This is a genomic window from Neoroseomonas lacus, from assembly GCF_014644535.1.
In the GTDB taxonomy this organism is placed as follows: domain Bacteria; phylum Pseudomonadota; class Alphaproteobacteria; order Acetobacterales; family Acetobacteraceae; genus Neoroseomonas; species Neoroseomonas lacus.
Genome location: NZ_BMKW01000004.1, coordinates 357,544 through 380,285 on the forward strand (window position 1 = coordinate 357,544; position 22,742 = coordinate 380,285).

27 protein-coding genes are annotated in these 22,742 nt (G+C 67.6%); 15 read left to right on the forward strand and 12 right to left on the reverse strand.

Translation table 11 applies throughout. The features are described 5' to 3' along the window. Window positions 1-44: 44 nt before the first annotated feature. From IEY36_RS10275 to IEY36_RS10285, 3 genes are all read right to left on the reverse strand, one after another. The gene (locus IEY36_RS10275; RefSeq protein ID WP_188966957.1) at window positions 45-1,013 is read right to left on the reverse strand and encodes a Bug family tripartite tricarboxylate transporter substrate binding protein; all 969 of its coding nucleotides are present in this window, start codon (window positions 1,011-1,013) and stop codon (window positions 45-47) included. 73 nt (window positions 1,014-1,086) lie between these two features. Further along, on the reverse strand, window positions 1,087-1,761 hold the full coding sequence (locus IEY36_RS10280) for an amino acid ABC transporter permease (protein WP_188966958.1): 675 nt from the start codon (window positions 1,759-1,761) through the stop codon (window positions 1,087-1,089). A gap of 5 nt (window positions 1,762-1,766) precedes the next feature. After that, the gene (locus tag IEY36_RS10285) at window positions 1,767-2,447 is read right to left on the reverse strand and encodes an amino acid ABC transporter permease (RefSeq protein WP_188966959.1); all 681 of its coding nucleotides are present in this window, start codon (window positions 2,445-2,447) and stop codon (window positions 1,767-1,769) included. An 83-nt stretch (window positions 2,448-2,530) separates the two neighbouring features. On the opposite strand from IEY36_RS10285, the gene IEY36_RS10290 reads away from it, so the two are divergent. Continuing rightward, window positions 2,531-3,115 (forward strand): hypothetical protein, encoded by a 585-nt coding sequence (locus IEY36_RS10290; protein WP_188966960.1) that lies wholly within the window; start codon window positions 2,531-2,533, stop codon window positions 3,113-3,115. 8 nt (window positions 3,116-3,123) lie between these two features. Here the strand turns inward: IEY36_RS10290 and IEY36_RS10295 are convergent, their stop codons facing one another. Further along, the gene (locus IEY36_RS10295; RefSeq protein ID WP_188966961.1) at window positions 3,124-3,864 is read right to left on the reverse strand and encodes an amino acid ABC transporter ATP-binding protein; all 741 of its coding nucleotides are present in this window, start codon (window positions 3,862-3,864) and stop codon (window positions 3,124-3,126) included. Beyond that, a complete protein-coding gene (locus IEY36_RS10300) occupies window positions 3,864-4,703 on the reverse strand; it encodes a transporter substrate-binding domain-containing protein (RefSeq protein ID WP_188966962.1) in 840 nt (279 codons plus the stop codon). Before IEY36_RS10300 ends, IEY36_RS10295 begins: the two co-directional genes overlap by 1 nt. Window positions 4,704-4,847: 144 nt before the next feature. On the opposite strand from IEY36_RS10300, the gene IEY36_RS10305 reads away from it, so the two are divergent. Next, on the forward strand, window positions 4,848-5,045 hold the full coding sequence (locus tag IEY36_RS10305; RefSeq protein ID WP_188966963.1) for a hypothetical protein: 198 nt from the start codon (window positions 4,848-4,850) through the stop codon (window positions 5,043-5,045). Between the two features lie 293 nt (window positions 5,046-5,338). Here IEY36_RS10305 and IEY36_RS10310 read toward each other — a convergent pair whose 3' ends face one another. From IEY36_RS10310 to IEY36_RS10325, 5 genes are read right to left on the reverse strand one after another with little or no spacing between them, the layout of a single operon-like run. Beyond that, a complete protein-coding gene (locus IEY36_RS10310; protein ID WP_229681238.1) occupies window positions 5,339-6,010 on the reverse strand; it encodes an NUDIX hydrolase in 672 nt (223 codons plus the stop codon). Next, window positions 6,003-6,815: a nitroreductase family protein gene (locus IEY36_RS30590; protein ID WP_229681239.1), complete on the reverse strand. Its 813-nt coding sequence runs from the start codon at window positions 6,813-6,815 to the stop codon at window positions 6,003-6,005. Before IEY36_RS30590 ends, IEY36_RS10310 begins: the two co-directional genes overlap by 8 nt. A gap of 21 nt (window positions 6,816-6,836) precedes the next feature. Then, complete coding sequence (locus IEY36_RS10315; RefSeq protein WP_188966965.1) at window positions 6,837-8,888, reverse strand: acetate--CoA ligase family protein; 2,052 nt, start codon at window positions 8,886-8,888, stop codon at window positions 6,837-6,839. Window positions 8,889-8,901: 13 nt separating this feature from the next. After that, window positions 8,902-9,351 (reverse strand): hypothetical protein, encoded by a 450-nt coding sequence (locus IEY36_RS10320; protein WP_188966966.1) that lies wholly within the window; start codon window positions 9,349-9,351, stop codon window positions 8,902-8,904. A gap of 9 nt (window positions 9,352-9,360) precedes the next feature. After that, complete coding sequence (locus IEY36_RS10325) at window positions 9,361-10,275, reverse strand: SDR family NAD(P)-dependent oxidoreductase (protein WP_188966967.1); 915 nt, start codon at window positions 10,273-10,275, stop codon at window positions 9,361-9,363. A gap of 123 nt (window positions 10,276-10,398) precedes the next feature. Between IEY36_RS10325 and IEY36_RS10330 the strand changes: the two genes are divergently transcribed. The 5 genes from IEY36_RS10330 to IEY36_RS10350 are packed head-to-tail and all read left to right on the forward strand — an operon-like array spanning window position 10,399 to window position 14,686. Next, a complete protein-coding gene (locus tag IEY36_RS10330) occupies window positions 10,399-11,166 on the forward strand; it encodes an ABC transporter ATP-binding protein (RefSeq protein WP_188966968.1) in 768 nt (255 codons plus the stop codon). Next, entirely contained in the window at window positions 11,156-11,923 is a 768-nt protein-coding gene (locus tag IEY36_RS10335) for an ABC transporter permease (protein WP_188966969.1), read from the forward strand. Before IEY36_RS10330 ends, IEY36_RS10335 begins: the two co-directional genes overlap by 11 nt. Before the next feature lie 48 nt (window positions 11,924-11,971). Further along, a complete protein-coding gene (locus IEY36_RS10340) occupies window positions 11,972-12,931 on the forward strand; it encodes an ABC transporter substrate-binding protein (protein ID WP_188966970.1) in 960 nt (319 codons plus the stop codon). A gap of 4 nt (window positions 12,932-12,935) precedes the next feature. Further along, window positions 12,936-14,234 (forward strand): SAM-dependent methyltransferase, encoded by a 1,299-nt coding sequence (locus IEY36_RS10345; RefSeq protein ID WP_188966971.1) that lies wholly within the window; start codon window positions 12,936-12,938, stop codon window positions 14,232-14,234. Then, on the forward strand, window positions 14,231-14,686 hold the full coding sequence (locus IEY36_RS10350) for a GNAT family N-acetyltransferase (RefSeq protein ID WP_188966972.1): 456 nt from the start codon (window positions 14,231-14,233) through the stop codon (window positions 14,684-14,686). Before IEY36_RS10345 ends, IEY36_RS10350 begins: the two co-directional genes overlap by 4 nt. Before the next feature lie 175 nt (window positions 14,687-14,861). Here the strand turns inward: IEY36_RS10350 and IEY36_RS10355 are convergent, their stop codons facing one another. Next, the gene (locus IEY36_RS10355; protein WP_188966973.1) at window positions 14,862-15,746 is read right to left on the reverse strand and encodes an alpha/beta fold hydrolase; all 885 of its coding nucleotides are present in this window, start codon (window positions 15,744-15,746) and stop codon (window positions 14,862-14,864) included. A 132-nt stretch (window positions 15,747-15,878) separates the two neighbouring features. On the opposite strand from IEY36_RS10355, the gene IEY36_RS10360 reads away from it, so the two are divergent. From IEY36_RS10360 to IEY36_RS10395, 8 genes are read left to right on the forward strand one after another with little or no spacing between them, the layout of a single operon-like run. After that, a complete protein-coding gene (locus IEY36_RS10360; protein ID WP_188966974.1) occupies window positions 15,879-16,349 on the forward strand; it encodes an SUF system Fe-S cluster assembly regulator in 471 nt (156 codons plus the stop codon). A 14-nt stretch (window positions 16,350-16,363) separates the two neighbouring features. Beyond that, window positions 16,364-17,860, forward strand: coding sequence for a Fe-S cluster assembly protein SufB (sufB, locus tag IEY36_RS10365; protein WP_188966975.1), 1,497 nt, complete (start codon window positions 16,364-16,366; stop codon window positions 17,858-17,860). Between the two features lies 1 nt (window position 17,861). Beyond that, entirely contained in the window at window positions 17,862-18,608 is a 747-nt protein-coding gene (gene sufC, locus IEY36_RS10370; RefSeq protein ID WP_188966976.1) for a Fe-S cluster assembly ATPase SufC, read from the forward strand. Then, complete coding sequence (gene sufD, locus IEY36_RS10375) at window positions 18,605-19,897, forward strand: Fe-S cluster assembly protein SufD (protein WP_188966977.1); 1,293 nt, start codon at window positions 18,605-18,607, stop codon at window positions 19,895-19,897. Before sufC ends, sufD begins: the two co-directional genes overlap by 4 nt. Next, a complete protein-coding gene (locus IEY36_RS10380) occupies window positions 19,897-21,144 on the forward strand; it encodes an aminotransferase class V-fold PLP-dependent enzyme (RefSeq protein WP_188967035.1) in 1,248 nt (415 codons plus the stop codon). The genes sufD and IEY36_RS10380 overlap by 1 nt, the downstream gene beginning before the upstream one ends. Continuing rightward, window positions 21,141-21,614, forward strand: a complete 474-nt coding sequence (gene sufU, locus IEY36_RS10385; protein WP_456307046.1) for a Fe-S cluster assembly sulfur transfer protein SufU — start codon at window positions 21,141-21,143, stop codon at window positions 21,612-21,614. Before IEY36_RS10380 ends, sufU begins: the two co-directional genes overlap by 4 nt. Beyond that, a complete protein-coding gene (locus tag IEY36_RS10390) occupies window positions 21,607-21,993 on the forward strand; it encodes an SUF system Fe-S cluster assembly protein (protein ID WP_188966978.1) in 387 nt (128 codons plus the stop codon). The genes sufU and IEY36_RS10390 overlap by 8 nt, the downstream gene beginning before the upstream one ends. 11 nt (window positions 21,994-22,004) lie before the next feature. Next, complete coding sequence (locus IEY36_RS10395) at window positions 22,005-22,373, forward strand: HesB/IscA family protein (protein WP_188966979.1); 369 nt, start codon at window positions 22,005-22,007, stop codon at window positions 22,371-22,373. Here the strand turns inward: IEY36_RS10395 and IEY36_RS10400 are convergent, their stop codons facing one another. Continuing rightward, window positions 22,374-22,682 (reverse strand): putative quinol monooxygenase, encoded by a 309-nt coding sequence (locus IEY36_RS10400; RefSeq protein WP_188966980.1) that lies wholly within the window; start codon window positions 22,680-22,682, stop codon window positions 22,374-22,376. Window positions 22,683-22,742 lie beyond the last annotated feature (60 nt).

Genomic DNA, 22,742 nt, shown 5'->3' on the forward strand with positions numbered 1-22,742 from the left:
AAAAAGAGGGGGTGCGGGGGAGTTCGCTCCCCCGCCCTTCACGTCTACCGCGGCACATCCAGCCGTTGCAGGATCGGCCGCCACTGCTCGTCCGACCGCTTCAGGAAGGCCGCGAAATCATCCGGTGTGCCGCCGGCAAGGAACTGCCCATCGGTGGTCAGGCGTTCGCGAATGCGGGCATCCTGCAGCGCCTGGTTCGCCGCGGCATTCACCCGCAGCACGAAGTCCGCCGTCGTCCCGGCGGGAGCGAGCAGCCCGAACCACGACAGCACGTCGAGCCCTGGGGCATATTGCGCGATGGAAGGCACGTCGGGCGTCGATTCCACCCGCCGCTCACTGGTCCAGGCGATCAGCCGTCCTTGCCGGTTGCGGTAGACCGGCTGACCGGTGCCGCCGGCGACGATCAGCATGTCGATGTCGCCGGCCAGGAAGGCCGTGAGCTGCGCCGAATCTCCTCGATAGGTGACGTCCTGCATCGTGATGCCGAGGCGTTCCATCACCATCAACATTGCCACATTGGTCAGCGTGGTCGGGCCATTCGTGCCGTAGGTCATCAGCCCGGGGCGCGCCTTGGCCGCCGCGACCCAGGCCGGCACGTCGACCGGCCCGCCCTCGAGCCTGGTGATGATGGCGAAGGGGAAGGTCGTCGCCAGCATGACGGGGGCGAAGTCCTCCACCTTGTAGGGAAGGTTCGGCACGATCACGGGGTTGATGGTCAGGGTGGTGCCGGCGGCCATCAACAGGGTCAGCCCGTCCGGCCGCGACCGCGCGACGTATTCTGCGCCGATCACGGTGTTCGCGCCGGGGCGGTTTTCCACCTGCACCGGTTGGCCGAGCACCGTCGTCATCCGCTCGGCCAGCAGCCGGCTGACGATGTCCGTGCTGCCGCCAGGCGCGAAGGGGACGACGATGGTGATCGGCCGCGCCGCCCCCTGCGCCAGGGCGGACGCGGGAAGCGCGGCAAGGCTCGCCAATGCGCCGGCGAGCGGCCGGCGTCCGATGCTGAAGGTCATGGAGCGTATCATTCCTGGGCGTTCATGATGGTCGGCCGTGCTCTGGTGGCGCGGTCGACGCATCATCGCCCGATCAGCGGCGTCCCGCCAACTGCCGGTTCTCCAACTGCGACAACACCCGCACCACCGGCCAGAGCAGGATGAAATAAACCACCGCCGCCACCATGATCGGTGTGGCATTGTAGGTGACGGACTGCGCCTGGCGTGCCTGGAACAGCAATTCCGGCAGCGCGACGACGGAGGCGATGGAGGTCAGCTTCACCACCTCCAGCGTGTTCGAGATGAGGTCGGGCAACACGTTGCGCACCGCCTGCGGCAGCACGACGTAGCGCATCGTCTGTCCGCGGGTGAGGCCGGTCGATCGCGCCGCTTCCAGCTGCCCTTGCGGCACGCTCTCGATGCCGGCGCGCAGGATCTCGCCGTAATAGGCGCCGGTATTGAGGAAGAAGCCGATCGCCACCGCGCCCCAGGGCCCGACATCAATCCCGATGAAGGGGAGCCCGGCGAAGATGAAGATCAGCAGCACGAGCGGCGGCAGCGCGCGGAAGGTGTCCACCCACACCCGCAGCGGCCATTTCACCCAAGGGGAGTGAACGGTGGACAGTACCGCGATGATGATGCCGCCGATCATCCCCAGCGGCACCACCAGCGCTGAGAGCAGTAACGTCGCCTGCAATCCCTGCCACAGGATCGGCCAGGCATCATGGACGATCTGCCAGTTGAAGAAGGTCTCGATGAACAGGTCCATGGGGCTCACCGCTTCCACGCGAAGCGCGTTTCGATCCATCGACCGAACACGACGACCGGCAGGAACAGCACCAGATAGGCTATGGCGCCGAGGGTGAGCGGCGACGGGTTGAAGGAGAACGACACCCCGGCATTCGCCGCGCCCAGGATGTCCGGCACGGCGACCACGGACGCCAGCGCGGTGCCCTTGGTGATGGCGATGGTGCGGTTCGTCAGCGGCGGGATGGTGATGCGCAGCGCCTGCGGCAGCACGACATAGCCCAGCGTCTGCACGAAGCCGAGCCCGGTGGAACGCGCCGCCTCCCATTGCCCCTTCGCCACCGAGGTGATGCCGGCCCAGAAGATCTCCTCGGTGAAGGCCATCAGCACCAGCGTCAGCGCCAGCCAGGCGGCGACGAAACCCGACAACTCGATCCCGGCATTGGGCAGGCCGAAGAACAACAGCACGATAATGACCAACGGCGGCAAGGCGCGGAACAGATCGACAACGAAAATGATCAGCCAGTTCAGCGGCCGTATGCCGAAGGCACGCAGCAGTGCCAGCAGCAGCCCGAGCGTGAGCCCGGCGGCGATGATGCACAGCGCCAGCACCACGGTCAGCCCGAAGCCCTCGATGATCTTGGGCAGGTACTGCGCCATGACCCGGGCATTGAAGAAGCTGTCGGTGAAGCGTTCCCAGCCGGTCATGGCGCGCGCCTGCCGCGCCGGGCTGCGCTATGATGACGGCGGCGGGGGCACGGTGCCCTGCCGGCGATGAAAGGATGCACCGGATGCAGCCATTGAAGACCGCGACCCTGGCCGCCCTGGCCCTGCTCTGCATGGCCGCCGGCCCGCCGCCGGAGGATCAGCGCATGGTCCCCGGCGGGCGAGGCGGCTTCGTCAGCCATGGCGAGGATGGCTGCTGGCTGTGGGCGAGCGGCCTGCGCGCGGGGGTTGAGATCACCAGCGCCTCCTGGACCGGCCCCTGCCCGGAAGGTCCGGCCGAAGGCGAGGGCCGCGCCGTGATCACTTGGCGCGAGGACGGCAACGAACGAGCCATGATCTACGAAGGCAGCCTGCGCGGCGGCAAGAACGAGGGCTCGGGCCGCCTGACCATCACCGCCGGCAAGCAGGTCCGCGTGACGCAGGAGGGCATGTTCCGCGACGACCATTTCGTCTCGGGTCGGGTCGAGATCCCCGAAGCCGGCATCGTCTATGAAGGCGGCTGGCGCCTGACCCACCCGAACGGCCGCGGCAAGCTGGTGTTGCGCGGCCGCGTCATCGAGGGCAACTGGACCAATGGCTGCCTGCGCGGCCCGCGCGGCTGGTTCGCCTTCACCCGCCCCGCGCGCGAATGCGAGGGCATCGACACCTGAGCGCGGCATCAATGCCGCTCGATCTGCGATATGAAGGCGCGCGTGCGCGCGTGTTTCGGCGCATCGAAGAAATCGCCCGGCACGCCTTCCTCGACGATCAGCCCATCGGCCATGAACACGACGCGGTCGGCCGCCGCCTTGGCGAAGCCCATCTCGTGGCTGACCACAACCATGGTCATGCCGTCCTCGCGCAACTCGCGCATCACCGCCAGCACGCCGCCGACCAATTCGGGGTCGAGCGCGCTGGTCGGTTCGTCGAACAGCATCACCCGCGGCTCCAGCGCGATGGCGCGCGCGATCGCGACGCGCTGCTGCTGCCCGCCTGAGAGTTGCAGCGGGAAATGGTCGGCCCGGTCGGCCAGGTGCACGCGCTTGAGCGCTTCCTGCGCCTTCGCCTCCGCCTCGGCGCGGCCCATCCCCTGCACCTTGCGCAGGGCGAGCGCGACATTCCCGAGCGCGGTCATGTGCGGATAAAGGTTGAAGGACTGGAACACCATGCCGATGCGCTGGCGCGCCTTGTTGATGTCCGTGCGCGCGTCGAGCATGTCGATGCCGTCCACCACGACCGAGCCGGAGGACGGGTCCTCCAGCCGGTTCAGGCAGCGCAGCAAGGTGGACTTGCCCGACCCCGAGGGGCCGATCAGGAAGACCAGTTCCTTCTCGGCCACGCGCAAATCCACGCCTTTCAGGACATGAAGATGCCCGAAATGCTTGTGGATCGCGCGCGCCTCGACGATCGGGGGTGTCATCAGCCGCAGTTCGGGTTCTGCGGGGTCGGGTCGAAGCCGGGCAGGTCGGGCACGCCATAGCCGGGGAATTCGATCCGCTCGGCCTGGTCGGGGCCGGGGGCGGAACCGAACCACTTCTCCGACAGCCGCGCCACGGTGCCGTCACGCTTCATGCAGGTGATGATGTCCTCGACCTGGTTGCGCATCGCGCCGGAATCGCGGCGGAACGGCGTGCCCCAGTGGAAGCGCGTGCCCGGCAGGACGTAGTCGGCGACATAGAGCGGCGAGCGCGACGCCGAGTAGCGGATCACCGTATTGCCCGACAGGTTCGCATAGGCGCGGCCCTGGATGACCGCCTGGGCCGCATCGGCCTGGCTGTCGAAGGCGAGCAGCGTCAGGTTCAGCCGTTCGCGGTTGTTGTTGACCCATTGCTCATACGGCGTGCCCTTGTTCACGCTGATGGTCTTGCCGCGCAGGTCTTCCTCCGAACGGATCGGCGGGGTGCCGCGACGGATGCCGAACTGCAACTCGGTCCACAGATAGCCCTCGGTGAACAGCAGCGCCTGGGCGCGTTCCGGGGTGACCGTGGTGGGGGCGCAAAGGAAATCATACCGCCCCGCATTCATCGCCGGAATCAGGCCCGAGAAGGCGGCGCTGTCGATCACGATCTCCCGGCCCATCCGGCGCGCGACTTCGCGGAACAGGTCGATCTGGAAGCCCTGCACGCCGCCCTGGAGTGAGGGGAAGGCGTGCGGGGCGAAGGTGCCATCCACGCCGCAGCGCAGGGGCGGCTGCGTCTGGGCAAGGGCCGGCCCGGCGGCGATGGCCGAGAGCAAGGCGGCGGCGATGAGCCTGCGCATTGTAAATCCTCCGTGTTGATGCCGTGCAACATTTTCAGATGGCCGCCCTGCTGTCCATGCAGGCTCCGCCACAAAACTGCCTTATCACCACCCCGGTGGTGCCGCGGCGAGGGTGTTCAACCAGCGCTGAACGGAGCAACCCCCATGCCACTCATTCCCATCACGCTGATCGCAACCGGGTTCCTGGGCAACCTCTTGCTGGTGGCGCTGTTGATCGGTGACGCGACGGCGCCGGGGCGCATCCCGCTGGCCGCCGCCGCCGTGCTGGCGCTGGGCGGCACTGCCTTGATGTTGGGCGGATTGATGTGGCTGGAACCATCCCGCAGGCACAGCGCGGAATAGCCGGACCACGACGCTCGCTGGCGGGGGGCTGGTGCCGCCGGCATGCGTGTCGTCGGCATGCCGGCCCACCGGCCGCGGCACGCAGCCTCCCTCGCCGAGGGTCGACAGCCGCCATCAACTCCCCATCGGGACGCTCTCCGGCCGGACTGACCCGCATCGTGGCGACCCCGCGCCGAGCGCCCGATGCGGCCCGAGATGCACGGCGGCATCGCATCTGAACGAGTGATGCAGTCGTTCGGTCCGGCAATCCCGCACATGCCGCCGCATGCTGGTGCTGCGCCCCCGCCGCGCCGTCAGCGCTCCAGATGACGATTGTCCATGCCGCGATAAACCACCAGCGCGCGCGCCTCCCGCAGGCTGGGCGTCATCTCCAGCCAATCGAGGAATTCCACCAGCACCTTGCCGGTGATGTCCGCCACCCGACGGCGATGCGCCTGTTCCGGCGTGAACCAACCGAGATGTTCCAACTCCCCCGATCCGGCGATCTCGCCATGCACGGCCTCGGCGGGGGCGGCGAGGAAACGGGCATTGAAACGGATCGGTCGGCCCCCCGGCGTGACCGCGCGGCAGACGTAATGCAACGCGGCGAGGTCGGCCGCGACACCATCGCCGCGCCGTTCGCCCAGCACCAGGCCGGTTTCCTCGAACAATTCACGCGCCGCGGCAATGCCCAGGGCGCGCGCGCGGGCCGGGGTCGCGCGGCGTTCCAGCATGGCGCGCACGACGGGCTGCAATTCGCTGACGGCGGGCTGGCGATGGTCGTCCGGATCGACGCGGCCGCCGGGGAACACCATCACATCGGGCATGAAGCGATGCTTCGCGTGGCGCTGGCCCATCAGCACTTCCGGGCCTGACGGGCCGATACGCCACAGGATCAGGCTCGCCGCGTCGCGCGGTTTCACGATGCGGCGCGACCGGCCTTCCACATCTGCGCCACCGGGGTTGTCCGCCGTCGGGTCAGTCAAGCGCGAAGCCCCGCAGCCGCAGCCAGGTGCGGAAGCCGAAGCGTTCCGGCACGGAAAGCTGCCGCGCCGAATTCTCCGACCAGGTGCAGCCTTCCGGCGCGGGCCCGTGCACATCCGGGTAGCGCGGCTTCTGCTTCGGGCGCAGCGCGTCATACTCGGCCAGCGCCGTCGGCAGGCCCGCATCGTCATAGATCTCGCGATGGACGACGACCGAGGGCGGCAGGCGCGGCGTCGGCTCGTTGCGCGCCTCCGGCCAACCCAGCGTCAGCCCGGCCACCGGATAGACGCCGTCGGGCAGGCCGAACAGTGGCGCGACCTTCTCGATATGGCTGCGCACATAGGAAATCGGGCAGGTGCCGAGCCCGGCGGCATCGGCCGCCGCGATCGCCATGCCCATCGCCAGCGCTGCATCCACCGCGGTGTTGAGGAAGGTGTCCATGTTGTTGTTCGCGTGCGTGCGCCCGTGACGCTCGCAGGCGCGCTGGCCGCGGCGCATGTCGCCGCAGAAAAGCAGCAGCACCGGCGCGTCCTTGATCCAGGGCATGCTGCCGATCCAGTCGGCCACCTTGGCGATCTTGGCCGGGTCCTGCGTGACGATGATCGAGAATTGCTGCAGGTCCGACTTCGACGGCGCCGATTGCGCCGCCGCCAGCACGGTGTCGAGCAGCGCGTCGTCGACCGCCTCGGCCCGGTAGCGCCGCGTCACGCGACGGTCGAGCAATGCCGCAAGGGCCGGCGGGATCTCCAGCGGCGGTGCGAAGGGCAGGGTGCCGAAGCGGGCGCGGATCAGGTCATCGGGGGTCATGGCGGCAGCCTCGCACGGTGTTCACGACCGGACCACCCAGGCATCGGCGACGGTGACGCCCTGGCCCTCGGCATGGATGATCAGCGGGTTGATCTCGGCCTCCGCCACCTCCGCCACGGCGGCCAGGCGCGAGACGGCGACGATCGCCCGCGCCAACGCGTTGAGGTCGCCCTTGGGCAGGCCACGCCAACCGGCGAGTGGCTTCAACCCCTTCACTTCCTCGATCATCGCGCGCGCTTCAGCCTCACTGACCGGGGCGCAGCGCAGCGCGGTGTCGCGATGCAACTCGGCCATCACGCCGCCGGCGCCGACCAGCACGACCGGGCCGGTCTCGGGGTCGCGGCGGAAGCCGAGGATCGCCTCCGCCAGCCCCTTCGCCATGGGCTGCACTAGAAAGCCGGTGATGGTCGCGCCAGGAGCCTTCGCCTGGACGCGGGCGCGCATCTCCGTCGCCGCCACCTTCAATGCGACAGCATCGGCGATGCCCAGCGCCACGCCGCCAACCTCGGTCTTGTGGGCAAGGTCGGGCGACAGGATCTTCAGCGCCACCGGATAGCGCATGCCCTCCGGCACCGCCTCGGGCGAGGCCATCACCGCGATGCCGGTGTCCAGTCCAAGCGCGGCGAACAGCTTGCGCGCATCCGCCTCATCCGGCCGCGCCGGCAGGGTGTGGGCGACGGCCGCCGCGGCCGGCGCCGCGCGCGGCACCTGCCAGTCGAGATAGGCGCGCACCACATCGGCGCAGGATTCCGGCGTGCGGAAGGCCGGGATGCCAGCTTCGCCCAACATGCGCAGCGAGACATCCGCCTGCGGCACCAGGAAAGCCGCGACCGGCTTGGCCAGGCCCGATTGCGCCGCACCGACGATGCCCGCCACCGCGTCATGCGGACGGAATTGCGCGGAGGACCCGACCACCGACAGCACCAAGTCCGTCTGCGGGTCGGCCGCCAGCGCCGTCAGCGCCGCCTGCACCTTGTCCGCCCGCGTCCCCGCCAGCGTCACGTCGATCATCCGGCCATGATGCGGCAGGCCGGCGGCTTTCAGCGCCGCCACGGCGGCCTCGTCGGGCGCGCGCGTCTCGATGCCGGCGACGCCGAGCGCATCGACCGCCATCGCGCCGCCGCCGCCCGTCGTCGTCATCACCGAGACGGCACGGTGCGGTGCGGTGATCGGCTTGCGGGAGACGAACAGGGCGGGAGCTTCGAGCAGCGCCTCGATCATCGTCACGCGGGCGATGCCATTGGCGCGGAAGAAGGCGTCGGCCGCCGCATCCGACCCTGCCAGCGCGCCGGTATGGCTGTTGGCCAGTTCCGCCCCGAAGGAGGACCGGCCCAGCTTGTAGGCGATGATCGGCTTGCCGGCGGCATGCGCGCGCCGGGCGGCTTCCTCCAGTAGGTCGGCGCGGCGGATGGCTTCGAGGAACAGCAGGATCGCATCGGTCTGCGGGTCGTCCACCAGCACCCCGGCGATCTCGCTGGCGGTCAGGTCGGCCTCGTTGCCAGTGCTGATCAGATGCGAAAAGCCAAGGCCGCGTGCCGCCCCGCGCGCCATGATCGCGCCGAGCATCGAGCCCGACTGCGACACCAGCGCGAGCCGCCCGGCGGGCAGGCTTTCCGCCTCCAGCGCCGCATTCACCGAACAGGCGCTGCGCGCATTGAGGTTGATCAGTCCCATCGAATTCGGCCCGAGGATGCGCACCCCCGCCGCCTTCGCCGTGGCGAGCAGCCTCTCCTGCCGCGCGACGCCTTCCGGCCCGGCCTCGGCGAAACCGTCGGCCAGGATGCAGGCGACCGGAATACCCTTGGCCGCGACGTCGTTGATGACGCCTTCGACATGCTCGGTCGCCAGCAGCAGATAGGCGAGGTCGACCGGACCGGGGATGGCGGCGATCGAGGGATAGGACTTCTCGCCAAGGATCGTCTCGGCGCGGGGATTCACCGGATACAGTTCGCCATCGAAGCCATGCTTGCGCAGATAGACCTGCGCGCGTGCCGTCAGCCGCGTCGGGTCCGCTGATGCACCAACCAGCGCGATGCGGCGTGGGTTCAGCAGGGCAGGGGCCAGGGCGGTCATGGAGGCGTCCGGTTCAGCGTGGCCCCTGCGCGACGCAACCGTCAGGCGGTTCGGTGGGCGGGGCGACATGGATGGCGAGGAAGGCAGGTATCGGTGCGTCGGCCGGCAGCAGAGCGAGGTCGAGGTCGTGCAGCGTGATGTCGCCCTCCGCGATGCGTTGCCGCGTCGTGGCGCGGGCCAGCACTTCACGCGTCGGGCGGAGCACCGCCGCGCGTCGGCCGGTTTCGAGGCTCGGCAGGTCGCCGAACAGCACCACGGCATCGGGCCGCACCCAGGGTGTCGCGGCCGGCAGCCGGTCGAGATGCCGCGCGACCGGCGAGAAGACGCAGGCCGCGTCGCGCAACACCGCTTCGAGCGTGCGTGTCGCCGGCAGGCGCTGGACCGCGTCCAGCACCACCGGCGGCACCTGCGACGCGGCGGGGAAGCCGACGGCGCAGAACGCCAGGGCCAGCACCCGCCGCATCGTCGATCCTCAGATCGGATCCCAGGAGAACACGTCGCCCGACCGCTCGAGCTTCGAGAAGCCCTGCGCCAGCGACGGCAGCGCGTATTCGGCGATCGCTTCCGGCGTCCAGCCTTCCGACCGGTGCACCGACTTGATCGGGCGGATCTGGCTGTAGACGAACAGCTCGTTCATGCGCGGGGAGAAGATCTGCCCGGTCACGTCCTTCGCCGCATCCGAGGCCAGGAACACCGCCAGCGGCGCGTTCTTGTCCGGTGTCATCTGCATGATGCGCTCGACGCGGCGCTTCTGCTCCGGCGTCTCGGCCGGGATAGTGCCCGTCATGCGCGACCAGGCGAAGGGCGCGATGCAGTTCGACCGGACGTTGAAGCGCGACATGTCGAGCGCGATCGACTTCGACAGCCCGACGATGCCGAGCTTCGCCGCCGAGTAGTTCGCCTGGCCGAAATTGCCGATCAGCCCCGAGGTCGAGGACATGTGCACATAGGCGCCGGACTGCTGCTGGCGAAAATGCGTCGCCGCCGCGCGCGAGACGTAGAAGGACCCGTTGAGGTGGACTGCGATCACCGCATCCCATTCCTCGACCGTCATGCGGTGGAAGATCTGGTCGCGCAGGATGCCGGCATTGTTCACGACGATGTCGATGCGGCCGAAATGATCCATCGCGGCCTGCACGATCTTCTGCGCCGAGGCCCAACCGGCCACGCTGTCGGCCGAGATCTCGGAGGTGCCGCCGTTCTGGGCGATGATCGCCTTGGTCTGCTGCGCCGGCGTCGCGTCCTGGCCTTCACCCGACACGGAGGCGCCGACGTCGTTGATGATGACCTTCGCCCCCTGGCCGGCCATCATGATGGCGATCTCGCGCCCGATGCCGTTGCCGGCCCCCGTGACGATCGCAACCTTGCCCTCGAGCATATTCGGCATATGGCGTTCCCTCCTCGGTCTTAGCCTGCTGACCTTCTAGCCCCGGCCCCGCGAGCCGTGAAGCCGGGTTGCCGGGATGCGATCCGGCCCTAACATGGCATCCACCGAAAAAAGGGGACTTCAGTGTCGCTGGTGTCGCTGCAAGGCGTGGGCAAGACCTATCGCGGCCGCACGGGCGCGTGGGAGGCGGTGCGCGATTTCTCGCTCGACCTCGACGATGGGGAGTTCTTCTGCCTGCTCGGCACCTCCGGTTGCGGCAAGACCACTGTGCTGAACATGGTCGCAGGCTTCGAGCAGCCAAGTGCCGGGCGGATCCTGCTCGGCGGGGCGCCGGTCGATCGGCCCGGGGCCGACCGTGGCGTGGTCTTCCAGGGGCATGACAGCCTCTATGAATGGCTGACGGCGCTCGACAATATCGGCTTCGGGCTGCGCCTGCGTGGCATGGGCCGGCGCGAGCGCCGCGCCAAGGCCGAACATTACCTGCACATGGTCGGGCTGACCGGGCAGGGGGCGAAGCACCCGTCGGAACTCTCGGGTGGCATGAAGCAGCGCATCCAGATCGCCCGCGCACTGGCCAATGACCCGCGCATCCTGCTGATGGACGAGCCCTTCGGTGCGCTCGACGCCATGACGCGCGCCGTGCTGCAGGGCGAGCTGTCGCGCATCTGGGCGGAAACCCGCAAGACCGTGCTGTTCATCACCCATGACATCGAGGAAGCCGTAGCCTTGGCGACGCGTGTCGGTGTGATGAAGCGTGGGCCCGGCGGCACGCTGAAGGCGGTGGTGCCGGTGGACCTGCCTTTCCCGCGCGAACGCACCTCGGATGCCTTCATGGCGGCCTTCCGCAGCGTCCATGCCTTGATTCATGACGAGATCCACGGTGCGCACTGACAGCCGGCTTGCCACCGTCGCGGGCTATGTCGCCGGCTTCGCGCTGCTGTTCCTGATCTGGCACCTGGCGGCGACGCTGCTGGTGAAATCCATCCTGTTCCCGCCGCCCTGGCCGGTCTTCGAACGCGCCGTCGTGCTGATCGAGGACAACATCCTGCAGGAACAGATCGTCGCCTCCATGCGGCGCATCCTGCTGGGCTTCGCGCTGGGCTCGGCGATCGGCATCCCCGTCGGCCTCGCCATCGGGTCCTTCCGCGTCGTTCGCTGGCTGCTGGAACCCTGGACGGAGTTCTTCCGCTTCATCCCTGCCGTAGCGATGATCACGGTCGCGGTGATCTGGTTCGGCATCGGGGAGGAAAGCAAGATTTTCCTGATCGCGTACACCACCGTCTTCGTCGTCGTCATCAGCACCGCCGCCGGCGTCGGTGCGGTGGGGCGCGATAAGATCCGCGCGGCGCAATGCCTCGGCGCGTCGCGGCTGCAAGTGTTCGCGCTGGTGGCGCTGCCGGCGACGGTGCCTTACATCCTCACCGGCATGCGGCTGGCGATGGCCAATGCCTTCGTCACCATCGTGGCGGCGGAGCTGATCGCGTCCAATGACGGCCTGGGCAAACTGCTGTGGGATGCACGCCTGTTCATGCAGATCGAAGACATCTTCGTCGCCCTGGTCGCGCTGGGGTTGCTGGGTTTCGCGACTGACCGGGTGTTCCGTTTCCTCATTCGAATCTTCGCCGGGCGGTTCAATGCGACAGTCTGAGCACGCCTATGGCGTGACGCCACCAATCGACCAACAGGGAGAAACACGATGAGTCGTCGCTCCATCCTCGCGCTGCCAGTAGCCGCCGCCGGTGCGTACATCCTGCCCGCCGCCGGCCAGTCCCCGACCCGCGTGACCATCGCGACCGGTGTCGACCCCTCTTTCGCACCCTATTACGTCGCCAAGGAAGGCGGCTTCTTCGAGCGCAATGGGCTCGACGTCACGGTCAATACCGGCCCCTCGGGCAGCGCCATGATCGCCTTCCTGATCGGCAACCAGGTCAATTCCGCCTATGGCGCGGAACAGGCCGGCGTCTCGGCCAATGTGCGCGACCCGAACATCGTCGCGGTCGCCGAGGGCACCGCGCTGCTGCGCTGGATCAGCGTGCTGGCCCGCGGCATCACCACCATGGAGGAGCTGAAGGGCAAGCGCGTCGGCGTCGCGCGCGGCACCGGGTCGGAGACCTTCTGGCTGTCCGTCGTCGCCAAGCTGAACCTCAACCCGGCCGACTACACCATCGTCAATGTCGAGGCGCCGGAGATGGTCGCGGCTCTCGAACGCGGCAACATCGACGCCTTCGCGGTGTGGGAGCCCTGGCCGACCCGCGCGCAACGCGCCATCCCCAACACGCATATCCTGGTAAACAACGAGGCGATCCAGATCGTCCGCAACTTCGTCTACATGAACAAGGCCTGGGCGACCGAGAACCGGGCGACCACCGAGAAGCTGATGAAGTCGCTGATCCAGGCGCAGGAATTCATCGAGAGCAACAAGGAGGACGCCGCCCGCCAGGTCGCGCGCTTCCTGCGCCAGGACCGCGTCCTGGTCGCCGAACTGATGACCAAGGTGGCTTATCGCATGAACCTGACGGCCGACAGCGTGGCCAATATCCAGCTCGCCATCGACCAGTTGCGCGGCATGAACCGGCTCGAACGCCCGGTAACCACGGCGGATGTGATCTGGACCGAGCCGCTGCGCTGGGTCGCGCCCGACCGCGTGCGGATCTGACGACATGACCGATAAGCGCACCGAAGGGGTCCGGCGACTGGCGGCCCATGTCGCCGGCCAACTCAAGGCAGACCTGACGCTGCGATTGTGGGACGGTTCCGAGGTCCCGCTTGGCCCAGCGCCGAGCGGCGACTTGGCCATCGCCATCCGCGACCCCGCGGTGCTGACGCGCATGGTCCGCCGGCCTCGCCTGTCGACGCTGATCGAAGCCATGGCGGCCGGCGACATCGCGCTCGAGGGCGGCACGCTGCTCGACCTCGCGGCGCGCGCGGAACATGGCCGGCGCGGGCTGCTCAAGCGACTGGACAAGATGCAGGTCGCCCGCGCGCTGCTGCCCTTCGCCTTCGGGCCCGGCAAGGGGGGCGGCAACCACGCCTTCTCCGGCCCCGGCGACGCGGCGCGCTACGGGCAGGGGCGCGACGACAAGGCGCTGATGCATTTCCACTACGACCTGTCGAACGCCTTCTACGCGCTCTTTCTCTGCCCGGAGATGGTCTATACCTGCGCCTACTTCCCCACGCCCGAGACGACGCTGGAGGAAGCTCAAATCGCCAAGCTCAACATCGTCTGCCGCAAGCTCCGCCTGCAACCCGGCGAACGGATGCTCGACATCGGCTGCGGCTGGGGCGGGCTGGTCTGCCACGCGGCCAGGCATTACGGCGTCAAGGCGCACGGCGTGACGCTGGCCGAGGAACAATACGCCTACGCGGTGGACAAGGTGAAGCGCCTCGGCCTGGAGGACCGCGTCACCATCGAGCTGACCGACTTCCGCACGCTGCAGGCCGAACCCTTCGACAAGGTCGCGAGCGTCGGCATGTATGAGGCGGTCGGCCTCGACAATCGCGAGGGATATTTCGCGCGCATCCGTGAATTGCTGCGCCCGCGCGGCGCCTATCTGCATCACGCCATCGCCCGGCCGATGAAACGCGACGAAAAGACCTTCCGCAAGAAACGCCCGGAATTCGAGGCGCTGACCCGCTACATCTTCCCCGGCGGCGAACTCGACCACATTGGCGCCGAGCACGACGCGCTGGAGCGCAACGGCTTCGAGATCCACGATGTCGAGGGGCTGCGCGAGCATTACGGTCGCACCTGCCGAGCCTGGACCGAACGGTTGTACGCCAATCGCGAGGCCGCGGCGCAGGAGGTCGGCTACGCCAAGACGCAGATCTGGATGACCTACCTGGCCGGCTGCGCTCTGGCCTTCGAGCGCGGCACGGTCGGCATCTACCAGACGCTGGCGACGAAGCGGGCGCGCGGGCCTTCGGGACTGCCGCTGACGCGGGCCGACCTCTACGCATGAGCGACGCGGTCTTCCGCGCGGCGACGGCGGCCGATGTGCCGGCGATTATCGCGCTGCTCGCCGACGATGTGCTCGGCGCGGCGCGTGAACGGCCGGGCGACCCGGCCTATGACGCCGCCTTTGCCGCCATTGCAGCGGACCCCAACCAGCTGCTGGCGGTGGCCGAGGTGGGTGGCCGCATCGTCGGCTGCCTGCAATTGACCTTCATCCCGGGCATCTCCCATCGCGGCGCATGGCGCGGCCAGATCGAGAGCGTGCGCATCGGCGCCGACCAACGCGGCAGCGGTCTCGGCCGGCGGATGATGGTATGGGCGATGGACCAGTGCCGCGCACGCGGCTGCCGGCTGGTGCAACTCACCACCGACAAATCGCGCGCCGATGCGAAGCGCTTCTATGAAACCCTCGGTTTCGTCGCGAGCCATGAGGGGATGAAGACCATATTGCGGCGCTGAATCACGGCCCTGCACGCCGACGCGACCACGGGGCCACGCTATGCTGATGTTCCCCGCCTCGGAGAGCGTCGCATGTCGATCTTCGAGATGCCTCTGCCGCGCCCCTCGTCCGATGGCAGGACCGCTTCCCGGATTGACGCACCGGACGGGGCGGATCCCGGCCGGCGCGCGCGCCCTACGACTTCGCCGCGATGATCGACCCGCTGAGGCTCTCCGGGATGCGCCGCTTCCACGCCCCGGCGTCAACCTGTGTGACGAAGTCCAGCACCGCGCGGTTGAAGGCGTCCGGGTGCTCCAGGTTCATGGTGTGACCGGATTTCGGCATCACCAGCAATGCGCTGGTCGGGATGGTGCGCTTCAGATACAGCGCCGGTTCCAGCGTGGGGTCGTCCTCGTCGCCGGCGATGATCAGCGTCGGCGTGGTATAGGCGGCGAAGCCGTCGGCCAGGTCGAACAGCGAGGGGCGTTCGCGCTGCACGCCCTGCATGGTCAGTGCCGAACCTTCGGTGGAATGCTCGCACAGTTGCGCCTGGAATTCGGCATAGCCGCGCGGGTCGGTTTCCTCGAATACCAGGCGGGTCGGGCCGCGGCTGTAGGTCTTGCCGAATTCCGCCATCGTCTCGGCACGGATGCGCGCGATGGCGGCATCGGTCTCGGCGCGGAACTGGTCGCGCTTGCCCGGCGCGGCGCCATAGCCGACGCCCGCCGCGACCAGACTGCGCGCCAGCCCCGGATGCCGCAGCCCCAGATGCAGCGTCGCGAAGGCGCCCATCGACAGCCCGACGACATGCGCGGGTGCGAGGCCAAGCGCCTTGATCACCGCCGCGATGTCATCCGTCGCCAGGTCCTGCGAATACGCCTTTGGGTCCGACGGCACCGCTGAGGGCGGATAGCCCCGCGCATTGAAGGCGACGCAGCGGTAGCGGCGAGCAAAGAAGCGCATCTGCGGCTCCCAGGACCGCGCATCGCCGGCGAATTCATGCACGAAGACCATTGGGGTACCGGACCCGGCCTCCTCGTAGTGGAGGTCCACGCCATCATCGGTCCGGATCGTCGGCATCGAGCATTCTCCTGCGATTGCGGCGGCAGGATGGGGGTGCCGCGCGGATGCGTCCAGACGCCTTGACTTCGGCGAGTCCCGAGCGCATCTGAAACCGTACCAAATGGGTCCTGTTTCAGGAGGGCAACGGCCGTGTTGCGGCTGTCAAAACTCACCGATTATGCCGTGGTCGTGCTGACTAGGCTGGAGGAAGCCGAGGATGGCGGCGTGCTGACCGCCCCGGTTCTCGCTGCCGCCACCGGCCTTGGCGAACCCACGGTCTCCAAGGTTCTCAAGACCCTGGCCCATGCCGGCTTGGTCGAGGGCCGGCGCGGGGCGTCGGGCGGCTACCGCCTGACCCGCCCTTTGGCCGAGATGCCATTGACCGACGTGATCGCGGCGATAGATGGACCCATCGCGCTCACCGCCTGCGTGGACAATGCCGCCGGGTTTTGCGATGCGGAGGCGCGCTGCCCCGTGCGCGGCCGGTGGGACCCCGTGAATGATGCCATCCGCCGCGCGCTGTCGGGCATTTCCATGGCTGACCTTGCCGGCGTGCCGGCCATCGTGCCGCATCCCGAGTTTGTCCCTGCACCGCGCCTGACGCCCATAGCCGCCGAGTAGGACGGAGAAGACCAATGCCTGCCGTCACCGAGACCATCGAGACCGTCCAGTCGATGACGGAGTCCACCTACAAGTGGGGCTTCGAGACTGACATCGAGATGGAGTTCGCCCCCAAGGGGTTGAACGAGGACATCGTCCGCTTCATCAGCGCGAAAAAGAACGAACCGGCTTGGCTGCTGGAATGGCGCCTGCGCGCCTTCGCCGTGTGGAAGACGATGGAGGAGCCGCGTTGGGCCGCGGTGAAGTATCCGCCGATCGACTACCAGGACAGCTACTACTACGCCGCGCCGAAGGAGAAGGTCGGGCCGAAGTCGCTCGACGAGGTCGATCCGGAACTGCTCAAGACCTACGCCAAGCTCGGCATCCCGCTGCGTGAACAGGAGATCCTGGCCGGCGTCGAAGGCGCGGGCTCCACCCCCGCCGAAGGGCGCATGCCGATCGCGATCGATGCGGTGTTCGACAGCGTCTCCGTTGCGACTTCCTACAAGGAGCGTCTGGGCAAGGAGGGCATCATCTTCTGCTCGATCAGCGAGGCGGTGCAGAACCACCCGGATCTGGTGAAGAAGTATCTCGGCTCCGTGGTGCCGCAGGGCGACAATTTCTTCGCCGCGCTGAACAGTGCCGTCTTCACCGACGGGTCCTTCGTGTACATCCCAAAGGGCGTGCGCTGCCCGATGGAACTGTCCACTTATTTCCGCATCAATGCGAAGAGCACCGGGCAGTTCGAGCGCACGCTGATCATCGCGGATGCAGGCTCGCACGTCTCGTATCTGGAGGGCTGCACCGCCCCGATGCGTGACGAGAATCAGCTTCATGCGGCGGTGGTCGAACTTGTCGCGATGGACGATGCGACGATCAAGTATTCCACCGTGCAGAACTGGTACCCCGGCGATGCCGAGGGCAAGGGCGGCATCTACAACTTCGTCACCAAGCGCGGCGCATGCCGCGGCGCACGGTCCAAGATTTCCTGGACACAGGTGGAGACGGGCTCAGCCATCACCTGGAAGTACCCCTCCTGCATCCTGCAGGGGGAGGACAGCGTGGGCGAGTTCTATTCGGTGGCCATCACCAACAACTACCAGCAGGCCGATACCGGGACGAAGATGTTCCATATCGGGCCGCGCACGAAGTCGACCATCGTGTCCAAGGGCATCAGTGCCGGGCATGGGCAGAACACCTATCGTGGCCTGGTGCGCATCGGGGCCAAGGCGACCGCCGCGCGCAACTTCACGCAGTGCGACAGCCTCCTGATCGGCGACCTCTGCGGCGCGCATACGGTGCCCTACATCGAGAATCGCTGCGTCAGCGCGAAGGTCGAGCATGAGGCGACGACCAGCCGCATCGCCGAGGACCAGCTGTTCTACTGCCGTCAGCGTGGCCTGACGCAGGAAGAAGCCGTGGGCCTCATCGTCAATGGCTTCTGCCGTGAGGTTCTGAAGGAATTGCCGATGGAATTCGCGGTGGAAGCGCAGAAGCTGTTGCAGATTTCGCTCGAAGGGAGCGTCGGTTAAAATGCTGCGTATCGAAGGACTGACCGCCGAAATCGACGGCAAGGAGATCCTGAAGGGGATCGACCTCGAAGTGCCGACCGGCGAAGTGCACGCCATCATGGGCCCGAACGGTTCGGGCAAGTCGACGCTCTCCTATGTGCTGTCCGGGCGCGAGGGCTATGAGGTCACGGCCGGCACCGCCACGTTGAACGGCGTGGATATCCTGGCGATGGAACCGGAGGAACGTGCCGCCGCCGGCCTGTTCCTCGCCTTCCAGTATCCGGTGGAACTGCCGGGCGTGGGCAACGCAACCTTCCTGCGCACCGCGCTCAACGCCGTCCGCAAGGGGCGTGGCGAGAGCGAGCTCGACGCCATGCAGTTCCTCAAGCTGGCCCGTCAGCGCATGACGGCGCTGTCGATGCCCGAGGACATGCTCAAGCGCGGCGTCAATGTCGGCTTCTCCGGCGGCGAGAAGAAGCGCAACGAGATACTGCAGATGGCGCTGCTGCAACCATCGATGGCGATCCTCGACGAGACCGATTCCGGCCTCGACATCGATGCGCTGAAGATCGTCTCTGACGGTGTGAACGCCATGCGTGGGCCGAATTTCTCGGCGCTCGTCATCACCCATTACCAGCGGCTGCTCGACTACATCGTGCCCGACCGCGTGCATGTGCTGATGGCCGGCCGCATCGTGAAGTCCGGCGGGCCCGAGCTGGCGAAGGAGCTGGAGGCGCAGGGCTATGCGTCCGTCCAGGCCGCGGCATGACGACGGCGGCACCCACCGGCGCGGCGGGCTTCCTCGCGCGCTATGAAGGCCTGAAGGACCATCTGCCAGGCGCGCGCAAGCCTTGGCTGAACACGCTGCGCGCCGATGCCGCCGTGCATTTCGCCGCGCGTGGCTTCCCGACCCGCCGGGTCGAGCAGTGGAAGTACACCGACCTCGGCGTCGTCGCGCAGGCGCATTTCGCCGAGCCGCTGACCATGGTCGAGGGTGCGCTCGCCCTGCCGGTGCCGAATGCCCCGCATCGTGCCGTCTTCGTCGATGGTCGCTTCCGCGAGGATCTCTCGACGCTGGACGGGCTGGCCTATCGCGCGCTCGGCTTGGCCCAGAACCTGAACGAGGCCGAGCCCTATCTTGGCGCGCTGGCCAAGCCCGAGCGGGAACCGCTCGCCGCGCTCAATACGATGCTGTTCGAGGACGGATTGTTCATCGACATCCCCGAGGGCGTCGATGGTGGGCTGTTGGAACTCGTCTCCATCGCCCTCGATCCGGGCCGGCCCTTCGCCTTCCATCCGCGCCACCTGGTCCGCCTTGGTGCCGGGGCGACGCTGACGCTGATCGAGACCGCGACCGGTCGCGGCCAATGCCTGCACAACCCGGTCTTCGAGATCGAGGTCGCCGAGGGTGCCACCCTGACGCATGGTCGCCTGCTGCAGGAGGAAGCGACCGTCTTCCACCTGTCCACCATCTACGCGACCATCGCGGCCGCCGGCACCTACGACAACTTCACCGTGGCCGCCGGCCCGCGCCTGACGCGCAATGAAATCCACGCCGCCCTGACCGGCCCGAAGGCGGCCTGCCACATGAACGGTGCCCAAATGGCCGCCGACGGACAGCATGTGGACACCACCACATCGCTCGACCACGCGGCCCCCGACTGCGCCAGCCGGCAGACCTACAAGACGGTGCTCACCGGCCGCTCGCGCGGCGTCTTCCAGGGCAAGATCCTGGTGCGGCGGGAAGCGCAGAAGACCGACGGCTACCAGATGAACCAGGCGCTGCTGCTGTCGGAAGAGGCCGAGATCGACAGCAAGCCGCAGCTCGAAATCTACGCCGATGACGTGAAGTGCAGCCACGGCGCGACGGTCGGCGCTCTCGACGCCGACAGCCTGTTCTACCTGCGCACACGCGGCATTCCGGAATCCCAGGCCAAGGCCATGCTGGTCGAGGCCTTCCTGCATGAGGCAGTCGAGACTGTGACGGATGAGACCCTGCGCGGGGCGCTGACCCGTGCGCTTGATGCCTGGTGGTCGCGCCAGGCGGCGGTGGCGTGATGGACACGCTGGCGCCCGCCACCTTCGACGTCATGCGCATCCGGCAGGATTTCCCGATTCTGTCGCAGCCGCAGGCGCGAGGGCGCCCGTTGGTCTTCCTCGATTCCGGGGCCTCCGCGCAGAAGCCGCGCGCCGTGATCGACGCGATGGTCCGCTGCATGGAAACGGCCTACGCCAACGTCCATCGCGGCGCGTACCGGCTGTCGGAACTGGCGACGAACTCGTATGAGGCTGCGCGCGAAGCGACGGCGCGCTTCATCAATGCTGGCGATACGCGCGAGATCGTCTTCACCAGGAACAGCACCGAGGCGATGAACCTCGTCGCCCATAGCTGGGGCCGTGGCGTGATGAAGCCCGGCCAGGCGGTGCTGATCAGCGAACTCGAACACCACGCCAATATCGTCCCGTGGCAGATGCTGCGTGACGACAAGGGCAACGAACTGCGCGTCTGCCGCGTCACCGACAGCGGTGAACTCGACATGGAGGATCTCGAGGCGAAGCTTGCCGATGGCAAGGTCGGCCTCGTCGCCATCGCGCATATGTCGAATGTCCTCGGCACCGTCACGCCAGTCGAACGCATCGTCGCGCTGGCCCATGCGCATGGTGCGAAGGTGCTGCTCGATGGCTCCCAGGCCGCGGTGCATCGCCGCGTCGATGTGCAGGCGATCGGCTGCGACTTCTATTGCTTCACCGGCCACAAGCTCTATGGCCCGACCGGCATCGGCGTGCTGTGGGCGCGGCTCGAACTGCTCGATCGCATGCCGCCGATGCTCGGTGGCGGCGACATGATCAGCTATGTCACCTTCGAGAAATCCGAATGGGCGCCGGTGCCCGCCAAGTTCGAGGCCGGCACGCCCGCCATCATCGAGGCGGTCGGCCTGCATGCCGCCATCGACTACGTCACCGCCATCGGCATGTCGGCGATCGAGGCGCATGAACGTTCTCTGGTGGACCACGCCACGTCGCGCCTGACCCAGGTGCCGGGCCTGACGCTGCTCGGTGCCTCGCAGGATCGCGGCGGCGTCTTCTCCTTCGCGCTCGATGCCGCGCATCCGCATGACCTCGCGACGTTGCTCGACCGTGCGGGCATCGCCGTGCGCGCCGGCCGCCACTGCGCCGAGCCGCTGCACGCCCGCTTCGGACTGGAGAACGGCACGACGCGCGCCTCCTTCGGCCTCTACACCACGAAGGAGGAGATCGACCTTCTGGCCCGGGCGCTCACCGAGGCGCGGGAGTTCTTCAAATGAGCGGGCTGTTTGATGACCTGCGCGACCTCTACCAAGAAGTGATCCTCGACCACGGCCGCAAGCCGCGCAATTTCCGCCGACTGGAAGACGCGACCGCCACGGCCCGCGGCGACAACCCGATGTGCGGCGACCGCATCGAGCTGTTTGTAAAGCTGACGGCCGATGGCCATATCGAGGATACCGCCTTCCAGGGACGCGGCTGCGCCATCTCCACCGCCTCAGCCTCGTTGATGACGGAGACGGTGAAGGGCAAGACGACGGCGCAGGCGAAGGAACTGGGCGCAAGATTCCGCGAACTCGCGATGACTGGCACCTGCCCCGATTGCGGCGCCGATCTGGCGGATGAGATGGAACGCCTGGCGCCACTGTCCGGTGTGCATGAATTTCCGTCCCGCGTGAAATGCGCGACGCTCGCCTGGCATACGCTGAACGCCGCGCTGGACGGGACGAAGGAGGTGAGCAGTGAATGACGACGCCACCGTGAATCCGACGCCGGAAACCCGCGCGTCCTGGACGCCCGACGGCGAGGTGAAGCCGCCCGTGCCGAAGGTGGATGAGGACGCCGTGATCGGCGCCATCTCCACCGTCTATGACCCGGAAATTCCTGTCGACATCTACCAACTCGGCCTGATCTACGCGATCGAGATCGAGAATGACGGCAAGGTCAAGGTCGAGATGACGCTGACCACCCCGGCCTGCCCGTCGGCGCAGGAATTGCCGAGCCAGGTCGAGGACGCCGTCCGCGCCGTGGAAGGCGTGAGCGATGTCGAGGTCGAGGTCGTGTGGGACCCGCCCTGGGATCAGTCACGCATGAGCGAGGATGCCCGCCTCGCCCTGAACATGTACTGAGGAGCCACGCGATGAGCACCACCATCGAGGCCCCGCGCGCCAGGCGCGCCCTGCCACCGCTGATGACGCTGACCGACACGGCGGCCGACAGGTTGCGTGCGCTCTATGCCAAGGGCGAGCATGGCAAGCTGCTGCGCATCGCGGTCAAGACAACCGGCTGTTCCGGCCTGTCCTACGACCTGTCCTGGACCGACGAACCCGCGGCCTCCGACGAGGTCATCAAGGACAAGGACGTCACTGTCCTGATCGACCGCAAGGCGACGCTGTTCCTGATCGGCACGGTGATGGACTACGAGGTGAAGGCGATGACCGCCGGCTTCACCTTCACCAATCCGAACGAGAAGGGCCGCTGCGGCTGCGGCGAAAGCTTCCACGTCTGATCAGCCGCGTCGGTCCGTGCGGATCGGCGTCCAGATCGACACCTCGCGCGGCCCGTCCAGCAGGTCGGGCAGCGCGTCATGCCAAGCCTGTCGATATGGGCGGGACATCTGAACGTCCAGCACGTCCTGGTGATCTTGCCAGACCTCGTGCAGCAGGAAGCGGTTCGGCGCTGTCGGATCCTCATGCAGCGTGGCCGAGACGAACATGCGCTCCTCGCGCATCGCGTCCAGCACGCCGGTCAGTAGTTGCATGAACCGGTCCTGCTGCTGTGGCCGTACCTTGAAGCCGATAACATAGGCGACGGTCATGGTCGGGGCTCCCGGCTTCGGAAGCGCCAAGGTAGCATCGCCGTATCCTGTCGCGATGAC

Bases quoted from the DNA above. Each gene is read 5' to 3' on its own strand.
- IEY36_RS10350 (WP_188966972.1), top strand. From the start codon at position 14,231: ATGAGCGACGCGGTCTTCCGCGCGGCGACGGCGGCCGATGTGCCGGCG.
- IEY36_RS10280 (WP_188966958.1), bottom strand. From the start codon at position 1,761: ATGGACCTGTTCATCGAGACCTTCTTCAACTGGCAGATCGTCCATGAT.
- sufU (WP_456307046.1), top strand. From the start codon at position 21,141: ATGAGCGGGCTGTTTGATGACCTGCGCGACCTCTACCAAGAAGTGATC.
- IEY36_RS10315 (WP_188966965.1), bottom strand. From the start codon at position 8,888: ATGACCGCCCTGGCCCCTGCCCTGCTGAACCCACGCCGCATCGCGCTG.
- IEY36_RS10300 (WP_188966962.1), bottom strand. From the start codon at position 4,703: ATGCGCAGGCTCATCGCCGCCGCCTTGCTCTCGGCCATCGCCGCCGGG.
- IEY36_RS10275 (WP_188966957.1), bottom strand. From the start codon at position 1,013: ATGACCTTCAGCATCGGACGCCGGCCGCTCGCCGGCGCATTGGCGAGC.
- IEY36_RS10305 (WP_188966963.1), top strand. From the start codon at position 4,848: ATGCCACTCATTCCCATCACGCTGATCGCAACCGGGTTCCTGGGCAAC.
- IEY36_RS10320 (WP_188966966.1), bottom strand. From the start codon at position 9,351: ATGCGGCGGGTGCTGGCCCTGGCGTTCTGCGCCGTCGGCTTCCCCGCC.
- IEY36_RS10355 (WP_188966973.1), bottom strand. From the start codon at position 15,746: ATGCCGACGATCCGGACCGATGATGGCGTGGACCTCCACTACGAGGAG.
- IEY36_RS10285 (WP_188966959.1), bottom strand. From the start codon at position 2,447: ATGACCGGCTGGGAACGCTTCACCGACAGCTTCTTCAATGCCCGGGTC.
- IEY36_RS10400 (WP_188966980.1), bottom strand. From the start codon at position 22,682: ATGACCGTCGCCTATGTTATCGGCTTCAAGGTACGGCCACAGCAGCAG.
- IEY36_RS10340 (WP_188966970.1), top strand. From the start codon at position 11,972: ATGAGTCGTCGCTCCATCCTCGCGCTGCCAGTAGCCGCCGCCGGTGCG.
- IEY36_RS10295 (WP_188966961.1), bottom strand. From the start codon at position 3,864: ATGACACCCCCGATCGTCGAGGCGCGCGCGATCCACAAGCATTTCGGG.
- IEY36_RS30590 (WP_229681239.1), bottom strand. From the start codon at position 6,815: ATGACCCCCGATGACCTGATCCGCGCCCGCTTCGGCACCCTGCCCTTC.
- IEY36_RS10395 (WP_188966979.1), top strand. From the start codon at position 22,005: ATGAGCACCACCATCGAGGCCCCGCGCGCCAGGCGCGCCCTGCCACCG.
- sufC (WP_188966976.1), top strand. From the start codon at position 17,862: ATGCTGCGTATCGAAGGACTGACCGCCGAAATCGACGGCAAGGAGATC.
- IEY36_RS10325 (WP_188966967.1), bottom strand. From the start codon at position 10,275: ATGCCGAATATGCTCGAGGGCAAGGTTGCGATCGTCACGGGGGCCGGC.
- IEY36_RS10345 (WP_188966971.1), top strand. From the start codon at position 12,936: ATGACCGATAAGCGCACCGAAGGGGTCCGGCGACTGGCGGCCCATGTC.
- IEY36_RS10290 (WP_188966960.1), top strand. From the start codon at position 2,531: ATGCAGCCATTGAAGACCGCGACCCTGGCCGCCCTGGCCCTGCTCTGC.
- IEY36_RS10380 (WP_188967035.1), top strand. From the start codon at position 19,897: ATGGACACGCTGGCGCCCGCCACCTTCGACGTCATGCGCATCCGGCAG.
- sufD (WP_188966977.1), top strand. From the start codon at position 18,605: ATGACGACGGCGGCACCCACCGGCGCGGCGGGCTTCCTCGCGCGCTAT.
- sufB (WP_188966975.1), top strand. From the start codon at position 16,364: ATGCCTGCCGTCACCGAGACCATCGAGACCGTCCAGTCGATGACGGAG.